General features: G+C 56.4%; 7 protein-coding genes. 3 read left to right on the top strand and 4 right to left on the bottom strand.

Translation table 11 applies throughout. The annotated features are described in order from the left end of the window. Positions 1-170 precede the first annotated feature (170 nt). The 3 genes from RBB77_RS04625 to RBB77_RS04615 are packed head-to-tail and all read left to right on the top strand — an operon-like array spanning position 171 to position 4691. Positions 171-2303 carry a hypothetical protein gene (locus tag RBB77_RS04625; protein ID WP_353065039.1) on the top strand — a complete coding sequence of 711 codons (2133 nt, stop codon included), beginning with the start codon at positions 171-173 and terminating at the stop codon, positions 2301-2303. A 40-nt stretch (positions 2304-2343) separates the two neighbouring features. Next, positions 2344-3471: a hypothetical protein gene (locus RBB77_RS04620; protein ID WP_353065037.1), complete on the top strand. Its 1128-nt coding sequence runs from the start codon at positions 2344-2346 to the stop codon at positions 3469-3471. Next, positions 3468-4691, top strand: a complete 1224-nt coding sequence (locus RBB77_RS04615; RefSeq protein WP_353065035.1) for a hypothetical protein — start codon at positions 3468-3470, stop codon at positions 4689-4691. The genes RBB77_RS04620 and RBB77_RS04615 overlap by 4 nt, the downstream gene beginning before the upstream one ends. A 31-nt stretch (positions 4692-4722) precedes the next feature. Here the strand turns inward: RBB77_RS04615 and RBB77_RS04610 are convergent, their stop codons facing one another. The 4 genes from RBB77_RS04610 to RBB77_RS04595 form a co-directional block, all read right to left on the bottom strand. Continuing rightward, positions 4723-5448 (bottom strand): SGNH/GDSL hydrolase family protein, encoded by a 726-nt coding sequence (locus RBB77_RS04610; protein WP_353065033.1) that lies wholly within the window; start codon positions 5446-5448, stop codon positions 4723-4725. A gap of 52 nt (positions 5449-5500) precedes the next feature. Beyond that, positions 5501-7747, bottom strand: coding sequence for an alpha-galactosidase (locus RBB77_RS04605; protein WP_353065032.1), 2247 nt, complete (start codon positions 7745-7747; stop codon positions 5501-5503). A 12-nt stretch (positions 7748-7759) separates the two neighbouring features. Then, entirely contained in the window at positions 7760-10189 is a 2430-nt protein-coding gene (locus RBB77_RS04600; protein ID WP_353065030.1) for a glycoside hydrolase family 95 protein, read from the bottom strand. A gap of 148 nt (positions 10190-10337) precedes the next feature. After that, on the bottom strand, positions 10338-13826 hold the full coding sequence (locus tag RBB77_RS04595; RefSeq protein WP_353065028.1) for a TonB-dependent receptor: 3489 nt from the start codon (positions 13824-13826) through the stop codon (positions 10338-10340). Positions 13827-13835 lie beyond the last annotated feature (9 nt).

The raw sequence follows: 13835 nt of genomic DNA, 5'->3' as shown, positions 1-13835 counted from the left end.
TCGATCCATAAAGAACGCTTTGCAAAGTTGACACACTTCAAAGTGCGGCTATATTGTGAGTTTGCATGTAACCGGATACATTTTAGGACGAAAAAACAATCGTCAAGGTGACTGCCCTAATGTTTTAGCTGCAATCTGGGCGGTCGCAGACCTCTTTTTTGAGAGCTTTCATGATTCTGAAGCTGAATCGAACTTCCGCCGCATCATTAGTCTTCGCTCTTACTCTCGCGTGTGCGGTGACCAATTGCATTCGCGCGGAGAGCTCTAACCTGTCCAACGCGAAACCTGTCGCGGTGAACGTCGATTCTGCAACGGGAGAGATCACCCTGCGATGGCGGAACGGAAGCGAGTTACATGGGATCACATCAAATGTAACTCTGACCGACGGACGTCTGCTTACCAGTGACGCCTACACAGGGCATCAAGTCATCAGCGGCACACATGAGATCACGATCGAACATACTAAGGTCGGGCTACCCACACTGATTCAGCATGTCTATATCCCAGCCGGAAAGCCGTGGGTGGAGATCCAAGCTGAAGTGGATTCCTTGACCACACCTGTTGCAACCAATCGCTTCGTCGCCGTGCGGGTACAGGGGGAAGAAGCATTCCAAATCGCGCATGAGGACGCACTGCGTGTGCTCCACGTACCGTATGACAATGATATGTGGTTTCGCTTCAATGCTGTAGCGCTACAGCAACCCGACCAACGCATCACAAGCAACGAGGTGACAACGATCTACGACAACGCAAGCCGCCGCGGCTTTGTGTTCGGATCGTTGACGCATGATGTCTGGAAGACCTCGTTGAGTGTGCATGCGCAGAATGAGTCGTTGAAAGACCTCGAGGTCTTTGGCGGTTTACAGGGGCAGCTTGGCGAACGGAGCGATACGCACGACTTTGTTGCTCATGGTGTTGTGAGCGGCATGAAAGTGCTGTCTCCCCGCGTGATGGTGGGAGAGTTCAGTGATTGGCGCATTGGCATGGAAGCTTACGGCAAACGGAACGCCGAACTGCATCCGCCGCTCGGCTGGGCCGGTCCGCGTCCATTGGGCTGGAATAGTTGGGCGGCATACGCAGACAAGATCAATCGCCAACGTTTCATCGCCTCCGCACAGTTCGTCCACGACAAGCTGAGCCCTGAAGGATTCTCGCGGAAGGTGGTCTACATCAACTTCGATGCGTTCTGGTCCAGTCTCGACGGGGTAGCGCTCGAAGATGCGATGGCCACCGTGAAATCAATGAAATCGAGCGACGGCACTGTTTTCGAACCCGGTATCTATTGGACGCCATTTGCTGCCTGGGGCGGCGATCTCGACGCATTCGTAGAGGGCACAAATGGAAAGTACCGGTATCGCGACATTCTGCTTAAAGGGCCTGACGGCGCGTTTTTGCCGACGGTCGACGGCGGCAAGCCTATTGATCCAACCGCGCCTGGCACACGACTGCGGACGCAGTTTTATATCGACACACTTGCGAAGATGGGCTTCAAATATCTCAAGCTCGACTTTCTCAGTCACGGCGCATTGGAAGGCGTACACGCTGATCCTGCGATTCAGACCGGAACCGAGGCTTACAACCTGGGCATGCAGGACGTCGTGAAGGCGAACGCCGGACGCATGTTCCTGAGCCTCTCCATTGCCCCACTGTTCCCTTCCGGTTATGGCCACGCGAGAAGACTCTCTTGCGATACCAAAGGTCACATCAGCGGTAAAGATCAATCGACGGAATATATGTTGAATGCGTTGACCTATGCCTGGTGGACGAACGAAAGCTTGTACCTCATCGATCCCGACCACATTCCATTAGGGACTAAGGCCGATGAGGGTTCACGCAATCTCGTGGAAGCTCAAAGCCGCCTTCTATCGACGATCATCAGTGGGGGCATGATTCTGGATAGTACGCGGCTGGCGGACGATCCCGACGGGCAAGCAATGGCGTTGCAGGTATACAGCAATCGCGCCCTAATGAAGGTGGCCGATGAAGGGGAGGTCTTTCGTCCCGTGGAAGGCGACACGGGAGATGCTGCCGCAAAGATCTTCGCGCGACAATCCGCTCACGGCTACTACATTGCCGTCTTCAACTACGACGACAAGGAGAAACATACCATCCAAGTGAGTCTCGATCGCATCGATCCCGAATTCAAGGGCTCCGTCGCACGCGATGTTGCCTCCGGTGCCTCCGCACCAATGTCAGGAAGCAACATTGCAGTCGATCTAGCACCCTCCGAGTCGCGCCTGATCGAGGTATCCGGCTCGAACGAGGGGATGCGAAATGAGAGCAGAGCGCGAAGAGCGAAGTGAGATAAGCATGAAGCGGGAGTGCAGCAGAGAGATGTTCCGTATGTCTCGTGAGCGAGCGATCAGCCGTCGCGAGTTCTTGCGCTCAGCCGCCGGAACTGGCACCGCTACAGCGATGTTCTTTGCATCGCCGTTGCGAGCGGCAGCCCTTCCTCCTACGCCTAAGACAATCGTTGTGACCTTTGGTGGCGGAGCACGAGATGAAGAGACGTTCGCTCCTGGAGGTCAACGTTACATTCCTCGTTTGCTCGAAGAGCTTATACCGCAGGCTACGTTCTACACACAGGTAGTCAATCGGGGAATTCTAGGCCACTATGTTGCCAACGCCGGCCTTGCAACCGGTTGTTACGAAACTTTCGACAACTTCATGCCGATTGCTCCGAGCAACCCGACGATCTTCGAATACTACAGAAGGGATCGGCAGCGATCAGCATCGGACGTTTGGGTAATTGCTCCCAGCAACGGCTTTGATTGCATCGGCGAGAGCAATCACACGCTCTATGGGCACGGGCTCGGCGCAACAGTTGTGCTGCCCAAGCAACTGCTCACCCTCGCCAACCACCGCGCAGTTGCGGACTATGACCAGCTCCTTCGAGACAACTACGAGTCGCCTATCGTTTCACCGCTTACGGCCAAACGTCAAGATTCGCTGCATGGAATGGCTGAGTTGATGAAGCTTTCGATGGATGATTTTCTCGCACACGCGCGCAAGTCACAAAGCCCTGATGAGTTGTCGCTGTATATCGCGCAGCACGTAATGCAGACAGTAGCGCCTAGCCTGCTTTGGATCACCCTCCATGACATAGACATTGCCCATTCCGGAGCCTTCTCGCTGTACACCGAAGCGATCACACGCACTGATAGCATCTGCGCGGATCTGTGGAAGAGTGTTCAGAGCAACCCCGAGTATGCGGGCAAGACAAATCTGTTCCTACTGCCGGATTTCGGCCGCGACTCGGACATGAGCCCTGGCGGCAATGGGTTTCAGCATCACCGTACCGGCGACGCACTCTCTCGTACCACCTGGCTTATGGCAATGGGCCCAAACATCCGCCAGGGTGTTACAGTCGACCGTCCTGTGCAGTCTGTGGACCTGGTGCCTACACTCGCACATTTACTTGGATGCAACGCGCGATTCAGCAGCGGAAGTCCGCTAACTGAGGTTCTATGATCGCCTCTTCAGCTTCGCTGCAGTCGTCCGACTTCGCGCAGTACCCGCCGCAGGCGCGTGATCTTGCTCGACGATACCTGCCAACGTTGACGAGCTTGCCGGTTGCCTTTCTTGCTGTGTTTCTTCGAGAGCTGATGGGCTATGACTGGCAGTTCCCTGTCGAGCGCGCTGAAACGGAGGCGCAGCTGCATACGTTCCGAAACAGGGGCGACCTTCCCAATCTTCAGCAGACTCTGGCTCGCTTCGATTCACTCCCGCTCGCCCCGTGTTTTCAACGCGCTGGATGGGCCGCGCAGCCTTCGCGCGCGGTGGAAGAGATGACAGCGTTTCTATGGAGCGCGGGGGCCATGGATGCCTTTCATGCGGCCGGATCAGCTTACGGCGATCAACTCGCGCAGATCCGTGCGCAGCAGGAGAAGGTCCGGGATCGACTCTGCATCGTCATTGTCGGCCGGGATGCGCCCGGCGAAGGAGATCTGTTTCGTCATCTGCGTCCGCATGGCACCTGCTTCGAAAATGTCCGTGCTGCAGGCGGCCTGAAGGCAGTCATGTCGCTTCTGGAGAAGCGTGCACAGGCTGACCCTGTTCCTTATGCCCACTGGTATGTAGACGGCGGAGAGACACACGATAGTGGCGCCCGAGCAGGTGTCAGCTCCATCTCATACGGAGGCCTCGCGCTAACGCGGCGCAACTTGCTTCAATACATGGTCACTGCACGCTCGTTAGGGTCGGTTGGTCCGGAAGAGCTGCGTAGCAAGATGATGCAGATGGGGCCAGCACAACTCGGCAACTTGCAGGGCGGTTCAGACGAAGTCCTTCGCCGCTTCGAATTGAGCGTACTGACCGAAGGGGCCGGCACACAGATCTTCAGCACGACGTTTGTGCAGTGGACGGCTCGCGAGTTGCTGCGACGTGCACGTCCGGACACATTGGTCCTGCGCTATGCGCCACGGCAGGCAGACCGACCGATGAATGAGCTGATTTCCGTCGAAGATGGCGAACAGGAGCTCGACCCGCGCGGATCCCTGGTTGACGCTGAGATGGGGGCCTACTACACCTGGATCAACCTGAACCGACTGCATGGTGAGGAAAACTGCCGTTTCATTGCATGGCATGAGTCAGGCACAACCGCCATCGCGGTGTCTCCGGCTCTTGCGAAAGGGACAGTTTCGACGCAGACCTGCGATGTTGAGCAACTTCTTCGTTGGTCGTTGGGATAAACCACCTAACAATCTTTTTCCGAAAGCCGCATCACTTCCGCAGAGCCGTGCGAATCGCGTCGGCGGCCTGATCGCCCATGAGGGCCGCGCCTGAGGGTCCAAAATGTACTGTGTCCTCATAGGTGTCCAGGTGCTTCATCATGAGTGAATGCTGATCATCAATCGTGATTCCAAGCGAAGAGAACAACGCTTGAGCAATCTGGTTACGCTCGTTGATTCGCTCATTCGTGGCGCCGTTGAAGGCCTGGATCTGCACGGGCGTGATCGTCGCCCAGACCAACGCATGGTGACTCGGAGCGATCTGCTCAACACTGTGCAGCAGATCAGGCAACGCAGCTTTGTACTGTGCCTCCGAGTAATCCCAGCCATGCATACCATTGTTGAAGTGAACCACCCGGAAAGTGACATTCTCCATAGCTGCGAACTCCTCAATTTGTCGCGGAAGCCGCGGATCCCCCACTGAAGTGGACACGGCCATGAGGTAGACATTCGCAACCCCTTTCAAGTCCTTCGTAACTTCAGGAAAGTAGTTGCGCGTGATGGAGTCTCCGAGCAGCAGTACGTTGGGAAGAGCTGGATCTGCGTGCGATGGCCGCACTTCCCACGTCCACTCAATCTCCTCCGGAATGGAAGTCTGTTTCTGAGCCTCGCCGAGCAGCGTCGCGCAGGCGAGCAATGCGGCTATCACAATGGACCAGTAAAGAGCTTTGTGGTTGCTATAGTGAGTCAGGTTGCGTAAACGCGTGGACGCGTGCAAATTATCCTCCTGATGCTTACCTGTTCTGAACCTAGCGCATGAGCGCTCATGATTACTTCGTCCGGGTCAAGGTGAATGCCAGCGCCTGAAAATCGCCGCGGAGTTTGAGATCAAGCCCATGATGCATCCAGTATGAGCCAGAAGCAGTGATGGGCGTTCCGTCGTCAACGTTTCCGGCGATCATGGATAGGGTGTAGGTTGAGTTCTCTTCGAGTCCGCGCAACTGCACGAGTGGAAATGGATAGAGCTCGCGGCTGGAATGAAGGAAGGCAAACGTGACAGCTTGTTTGCCATCCCGTGAGACGGTCTCCGTGACGGATTGCTCGCTGTTGTTCTCCGGAGCAATCAGCCGGTAGAGAGAACCGCGCTGGACCGTTTCACGAATGGATTTGTACGCAGCTACCATCGTCCGGGCCTCGTCCAGATCTTCGTTCGTCCATTTGTTCAGGTTGGCTCCTATGCCAAGCGCCCCCTGCATGGACGACAAGAAACGATATTCGAGTGAAAGCGACCGGCTGTTCACCCAGGTGGGTGAATCCGTCACCCAGGCGGCCATGACTCCGGGCGAGTATGCATAGGTGAAGCCGTTCTGGATGAACAGTCGGTCGTAAGCATCGGTGTTGTCCGAAGGCCAGACTTCATCGGTATAGCGCATGACACCAAGGTCTACGCGGCTACCGCCACCAGAGCAGGACTCGATCTCCACATTCGGATGTTTCTGCCGCAACTCGACGAGAATGGAGTAGAAGTTATTTGTGAAGTCGACGTAGACGTTCTTCTCTGAGTTGGACGCAGCCGCGGGCCAGCCGGGTTCGGACCAGTTACGGTTGTAGTCCCACTTGAGAAAGGCAATGTCATTCTCTGTTAGCAACTTGTCGAGAAAACTATAGACATACGCCCGCACATCGGGCCGGGCGAGGTTGAGCACCAACTGGTTGCGCCCCTCCGTACGCGGACGTCCCGGAAAATTCAATACCCAGTCAGGATGTTTGCGATAAAGATCGCTGTTTGGGTTCACCATTTCAGGCTCAACCCACAGGCCGAAGTCCATGCCTAACGAGTGCACCTTATCGATGAGCGGCTTGAGACCGTGGGGGAATTTTTGCTGGTTCACGTACCAGTCGCCGAGGCCGGAATGATCGTTCTTGCGTTCGCCGAACCATCCGTCATCCATCACAAAGCGCTCGACGCCGATGCTTGCCGCTTTTTCTGCGAGCGCCATCTGGCCAGCCTCATTTACATCGAATCCAGTTGCCTCCCACGAGTTATAGACGACGGGTCGCAGGTTTGGCGCGGGATGGCGGGGCAAGATCGAGTCGATTTCGTAACGATGCATTAGCCGGGACGCGCCACCGATGCCGTGGCTGGAATAGCCTCCATAGAAGTCGGGCGTGGTGAGTTTTTCGTGAGGCTTCAACAGATAGGCGAAATCGAAGGCATTCGGGCCGCCAGTAACGCGGACTTGCTGGAGTTGATCCTGCTCCACAGATATCTGCCACGACCCGCTCCAACCGAGCGCCCCGAACCATACCTCACCTTGATCTTGATCGCCTGCGCCTTCGCGGTCGATGGCAAACCACGGGTTGTTTTGTGCTCCGGTAGTGCCGCGGCGGCTCTCCAGCACAGTTTTACCCGGCTCGATATGTCTCTCCTGCACGTTCCACTCCCCTGCCCAGCGGCCGGTGAGATAGCGAAGCCGATAATCTGTGCCACGTGGGAGACTCCAGGTACCCGCCGCAATCTGCTCCACCGTGAACGGAACGCCGGTGCGATTCTCTACTGTCGCGGAACGGCGAAGGATTCCGGTCTCCCCATCCGCCTGGTAGTTAAGAGTGACGTATATGTCGCGCGAGATGTCTTTCATCACGATGGAGAGACTATCTCCATCGATACGATTCGAGACGTATTTCAGTGCAAGATCCCGATTGCCATCCGGAAAGGTGATCTTCAGGTCCGGGTCGACATAGAGTCCACCTCCCCACCCTACGTACTCCTGTGGCGTCACAGTCAATGACGGGTCGAACGATGAAACTTCCGGCAAACTGTGTGCAGTGGCGAAATGATCACTTGCAGCGAGATGTCCACCCCAGTACAAGTTCTGGAGCCCCTGTACTTCATTAACACCGAACACATAGGTGCTGTCAGCGGCATCGATGCGAAACACACCGGAGGTGGAATCGAACTGGATGGTCGCCGGCGTGGTTTGGGCGCTCACGTTGACGGGGAAACAACCAGACAAAGCAAGCACCAAAATTGCAATACGTAGATGAAGATCCGAAATAACCGTACAACACTGCATGAATACAAACTCCTACGTTTGGGTGCGAGAGCCGGCGACGTCGAGCGCTTTGTCGAGAAAGCTCTGTGGTCCCAATCGGACCTGTTGGCCGGCTTGCAGATGAAGGTGAGTGACTCGGTCGCGATAGCGGATCGGGATTGACCCGCTTCCTCTCGCGCTGATGGTAGCTGAGCTAAGTTCGCCATTGCGCCATTTCACGGCTACCACGTAACTACCTCGTGCACAGAGACCACGGAAGGACCCATTTCGCCACATTGCCGGCAACGCAGGTAGTAACTCGATCTCGCCTGCGTGGGACTGCAACAGCATCTCGGCAATCCCAGCGCTTCCAGCTGTATTGCCGTCAATCGCGAAGATATTCGAATCGGCTCCGGCTACGCCTGCACTGGAGTAGGTCATTAAATTGTCGTCTGCTGCCTTCGCGATAAGACCTACGAGATGCCGGTGAGCTTCTTCACCCTTGAGCAATCGCGAGTAGTAGACGACTAGGTTCGCTCGGCCCCATTCGCTCTGTTCCCAGTGCGGCGCGCTCATTCGACGCTGGATAGTGACTTCAGCTGCACGGGCTAACGCAGGAGTGGTGCGCGGCGAGATCTGATGCTCGGGATAGAGTGACATGAGATGTGAGGTATGCCGATGGTTCGGCTCGGCGTCCTCAAAGTCTTCCATCCACTCCTGCAACTGCCCGTGACGGCCGATCCGCAGCGGCGGCAGCTTCGCACGGGCTGCCTCCGCCCGCGAGCGCAGATCGGCGTCGATCGATAACGTAGCGCAGGCCTCCACGACCATGCTGAATAAGGCGTGGACGAATACGCGGTCGATCGTACTTCCCATTGACTCCGAGGCGTGTTGCCCGGACGGAGTGATGTACCAATTTTCTGGTGAGTCAGAAGGTCCAGTCACCAGCCAGCCATGCTTCGGCTCCTCCACCATGTAAGCGAGAAAGAACTCAGCGGCTTCACGGAGTACTGGATACACCCGGGCGCGGAGAAATTCTGTATCACGTGTGAACTCGTAGTGTTGCCACATCTGCGTGGAGATCCAAAGGCCGGCCGTCACTACGATGCCCCATCCCGTGCCGCCCGGGGCGGTGTAGCCCCACGGATTGGTGACCGTATGCGCGACCCAGCCGGGTGAGCCGTACATCTCCCTTGCAGTCGCCTTGCCCGCAGAGGCAAGACCCTCAATGAGCCCGAACAGTGGAGCATGACACTCCGAAAGATTGCAGACCTCTGTGGGCCAGTAGTTTTGTTGAGTGTTGATGTCTAGATGGAAGTCGTCGGTCCACCCCATGCTGCTGGCTAGCCCATCATTCCAGATACCCTGCAGTGCAAGCGGGAGGACTGAGTCTGCGCGGGATCCCGCAATCGTAAGATAGCGACCGTACTGAAAGAAGAGACTAACCAGCTCCGGATCGTCGCCACCATCCTCAAGAGCCTTACGGCGTGCATCTGTTGGTTGCAGCCGCGCGCTTTGGGGGCTTGGTCCAAGGTCCAGCGACACGCGGCGATACAGAGGACGGTAGTCATCAAGATGCGCCTGGCGAAGTTGCGGGAACGACTTGGCTGAGGCTTTTCGCAGAACCTCTCGAGATGTCTTATCCGGGTTGTCTCCGCGAAAGCTCGTGCCGGTAGCAAGCAGAATCGTTACGGCGTCCGCGCCTGAGACAGAGATACCCTGACCCATCGCGGACGTCGTACCCCCCTGCGCGACCACTTGGGCTCGAATCTGGATTGCCACCCCGTCATGACCGCTGCTGTGCTTATGCTCGAAGCAGTTTCCGTGGAGTACTAGTGTGTCTTGATCCTCTGCGCTAACCGTATTTGGGATCTGGCCCTGACTAAAGGTCATGCGAAAATAAATCGCACCTCGCTGGTTGGCGGTCAGACGTATTGCGAGCACCCTATTAGCATGCGTTGCGAAGATCTCGCGCATGAACTGAACACCGCCGCATTGAAACCGAACTGCAGCGATAGCGTCGTCCAGACTGAGCGACCGCCTGTACTCCACCGGCTGGTCAACGTGCTCGAATGCAAGTTGCAAATCCGGCAGCGGCAGGTTCGTACCGAAGTTCTTCATGCGGCCAGGAAGGTACTTGCTGCATAGCGCCTGCGCCTCGTCGTACTTGCCTGCGAAGAAGAGCTCACGTATCTCGCGGATGTGCGGGAGCGCTCCCGGATTAACCTCACCTGTTGCGGGCCCGCCGGACCACGCTGTCGAATCCGATAATGAGATCCTCTCTTCTTGGACGCCGCCGAAGACCATGCCTCCAAGGCGGCCATTGCCAACAGGCAGCGCCTCGAGCCAGCGCTTTGCCGGCTGCTTGTACCAGAGTTCTTCGGCGGCTGCCGTAGAGCCCTTCTCCGAAAGAGCGGTGGACGTGTGCTGCAGGGCAACCAGAGCCAGACCGCCTTGCATGAAGCTGCGCCTGTCGATACTCAACCACCTATCCTCATCTGTTCGACTCCGCTTCATCCCAAGAGATGCCGACATCTCCAACCGTCGGAGGGTGCCAAGTTGGAAAACCATTGACTCCGTAAAGAATCAAGAAACCAGGAGGGCCGTACAGTGGACCGGCCCTCCCAGCGAGCTAGAATGCGTACTTCAGCGAGAGCTGAAGAAAGCGAGCATCAGGTGTGTTGTTCTGGAAAAACTTCGTTCCCGTGATCTGGCCGGCCTGTGGTCCGATACCAGTGTTCGCAGGATTTCCATCTGTTGGGTGGTTGAGCAGATTGAAGGCGTCGACGCGGAATTGCAACGCTTGTTCACGGAAAGTGGGGAAAGTCTTGAACAACGACATGTCCACCCGCGAATAGCCGGGGCCATAAATCTGGTTCGAGCGACCGCCAAGGAAGGCGACAGCGGACGAGTAATCCGTGACTACGTTTGAACCCGTAATGAGGTTTCCGGGCAACGGGTTTACGAAGGCACATGGGTTATACCAGTTCGTCCGTGTTTTGACCTCTGTCGGACAAGACGTCAAGCTGGGATTATTGGCCAGGTTTGGAGTTCCTCCCCCCTTGAACGGATCACCAACGAGCAACGCACGCGCGCTGCCACCGTTAGCAGTGGAGATGCTCGGCGAAACAGTAAAAGGAGTACCTGTTTGCACCGCAAAGACCACACTTGTGGACCAGCCTCCAACGGTATATTCGGCGAGACGGGAGTTGTTCAGGAACGCGCGTCCCTTCCCGAACGGCAATACATAATTTCCGTTCAACGTGAAGCGGTGACGAATGTCATACGGCGAGTTCGTCCACTCCTGGTTGTACGGAATTAGCGCCATGTTGCGGTCCCCGATTGCGGTCGAGAGTCCGCCCGCGTCGCTTGTGTCATCGAGCGAGTGCGCATAGGTGTACGTTGCGAGGAACGTCAGGCCATGCGACGTACGCTTCTCCAGCTTGGTCTGAAGTGAGTTGTAGTTGCTGTCGCCGCCGAAGTGGATCGTTCCGATGCCACTGAGGTCCGGAAATGGTTGGAACTGCTGCGTTGATACTCCGGGAGCAAATAGACCGCGTATTGTGTTCGGATCGTAGTAAGTCGAGAGGTGCCTGGACGAATTGGCGACGTAGCTGACGGTCGCCGCAAGGTTCGGAGTAATGGAACGCTCGACCGTGAGGCTGTAGTTGATGGTGTAGGGCGTTTTGATGTTTGGGTCGATACCGTGCAAACCAGGAAAGGACACGAAGTTCTGCAGTCCAACTCCGGTAGCTGCTACCAGACCATTCTCCAGCGAGATGCCCTGCGACAACAGCGATGGGCAGGCACCTGAAGCGCAGTCCGGGGTTGGGAGATTGGCTCCGTTCGCCCAGGGGAAGTTCGTACCCAGGTTGGTATTGCCCTGGCTCTGCAAGCCACCGTAGAAAAGTCCGAAGCCAGCGCGGACGACGGTCTTCTCATCAGTGCGGAACGAAGCACCGAGACGTGGTGCGAAGTTAAAGCTTTGTCCCGATGCCAACCGATCATTATCGTTGTACTGCAGTGCGACGTGATCCTTGGCCAGCACGGCGAGGAACGGTGCACCGAGATCCTGATTGCGTGATCGGCTGGGAAGTTCATAGATGCCGGCTCCAGTACCGATGCCCAGGTTGCCTGTTGAGATAAAGTTCGCCTGGTTGCCGGCGTTCTCCTTGTATGGCTCATAGTGGTCATACCGAATGCCAAGGTTCAGCGTCAGCCGCGGCGTGACCTTCCAGTCATCCTGCAAATAGGCCGCGTTGTACCACTGTGAATCATTGATGGGAGGGCTATTCGCAATGCTAGCGGAGTTCATCTGTCCAAGCAGAAAGTCCGCCGGACCTGCGCCCGTCGTGATGGAACTTCCCACCTTGCCCGTGTACTGGCCGTTGAAATAGTACTGGCCAATTGGGTTTGGAGCGTAGCGATCGAAGACGCGAATCGATTGAAACGACACGCCCGCCTTCAGAGAATGGTTCCCAATAGTACGCGTGACGTTGTCCAGAATTTGATAGACGTTCTGGGCCTCGTCCTGTGTCCCAACAGAGCCCCACTGGTTGATCTGAATCGGGCCATAGCCGAAGTAGCCTAGTGGGATGCCACCCAGCCCGGGACCGTTGTTGGGAATGCCACCCAGCCCAAGCGATGCCGCCAGAGAGTAGTCATTGGCGTTGGGTTGGTGATACTGCGAGACAATCCAGTTGTAGCCAAAGCGCAACTCGTTGACGAGGTTTGATGTGAAGGCATGGGATTCGCTAAGCATGAAGTTCTCAGCCAGATTCGTATCGTTCGCACCGCCGAAGCCGCCGCCATCCAGTACCGGACCAAGAGGCAGACCGTTTGTCTTGATCTCGTGCGCGTAGCTGAAACGCACGTAGGCCTGATCCTTCGCGCTTATATTCCAGTCCAGTCGCTGATCCCACTGTACCGTGTTATCCGTCCGAGCGAGGTTCACGCGATAGTTGTTGTACGTCAGTCCCTGTACGCCGAGGTTTGGCTGTGGATACAGGTTAATGATTTTCTGCGCAACAGGATCGATCTGGTTGGGACAAAGGGCATTGTTGACACCTGCACAGGAAAGCGTCGTCGCACCGCCCGAGTTCGGCGCATAGAGCTGAACCGGAACACCCTGGTTGTTCAGGCTGGGGTTTAGCAGTTCAGAGAAGTTGCCAGTGCGCATCAACGCTGTTGGAACCGTGGTCGTGGTGGGCAAAGCTATCGAGATTCGGTTGGCCTCGACGTCGCCGAAGTAGAACAAGTGATTCTTCCAGAAGGGTAGACCGATCGTTCCGCCGAATTGGTTCTGGTGATAAGGCGAAATGGTGCTTGCATCCCAGTCCTTCGAATCGAGATTGGTATTGCGGAGATACTCCCATATATCGCCGTGAATAGCGTTTGTTCCAGACTTTATGCTGGCGTTCATGACGGCGCCGGCGGAGTGACCAAACTCGGCGCTGAAGTTGCTTGTCTGAATGCTGAACTCGGCGAGCGCATCCGGCGGCGGCCGCATTACAAAGCTCGAACCATTGAGGAAGTCGATCAGATTGGTGTTATTGTCGACGCCATCCAGGACAAAGTTGTTTTGCTCAGCGCGCTGGCCGTTCGCAACGAAGTCGCCTGTACCACTACCGCGGGTACCTCCGAACGGAGGGGCAACGCCAGCCGTCAACTGCGCGATGTAGACCCAGTTGCGGCCATTCAGTGGCGTGTTGTTGATCGTCTCGGTGCTGATGACCTGGCCCACTGCCGCTTCCTGCGTCTCCAGGAGAGGGGCACCAGTCGTCACCGTGACCGTCTCGCTTGTCGCGCCCAGTTGTAGCTTCAGGTCTACGTTCAGGCGCTGCTGAATGTCGACGTGCAGGTTCTCGTGCTTCGTGGTCGAAAACCCGGGAGCAGAGGCACTCAACGTATAGTCGCCGATTTTGATCGGAGAAAAAACATAGACACCGCTCTCATTGGATTGGCGTTGCAGCGCCAATCCTGTTTCCGGGCTTGTAAGCGTAACCCTCGCATTAGGGATGGCCGCACCGGAAGAGTCCTGCACGACACCTGTGATAGCTCCCTGATCCACCTGGGCATGTGCTAAACCGCATAGGGATAGAAGAAGCAGCAGCCAAACCATTGGCCATGA

The organism is Tunturibacter psychrotolerans (genome assembly GCF_040359615.1).
Taxonomy (GTDB): Bacteria; Acidobacteriota; Terriglobia; order Terriglobales; family Acidobacteriaceae; genus Edaphobacter; species Edaphobacter psychrotolerans.
Note: the sequence above shows the minus strand (reverse complement) of the source record. Positions and strands in the feature narration are given on the sequence as shown.

What these genes read in the sequence shown, in the direction of transcription:
- RBB77_RS04625 (WP_353065039.1), top strand. Translation starts at nt 171, where the DNA reads ATGATTCTGAAGCTGAATCGAACTTCCGCCGCATCATTAGTCTTCGCT.
- RBB77_RS04620 (WP_353065037.1), top strand. Translation starts at nt 2,344, where the DNA reads ATGTCTCGTGAGCGAGCGATCAGCCGTCGCGAGTTCTTGCGCTCAGCC.
- RBB77_RS04615 (WP_353065035.1), top strand. Translation starts at nt 3,468, where the DNA reads ATGATCGCCTCTTCAGCTTCGCTGCAGTCGTCCGACTTCGCGCAGTAC.
- RBB77_RS04605 (WP_353065032.1), bottom strand. Translation starts at nt 7,747, where the DNA reads ATGCAGTGTTGTACGGTTATTTCGGATCTTCATCTACGTATTGCAATT.
- RBB77_RS04595 (WP_353065028.1), bottom strand. Translation starts at nt 13,826, where the DNA reads ATGGTTTGGCTGCTGCTTCTTCTATCCCTATGCGGTTTAGCACATGCC.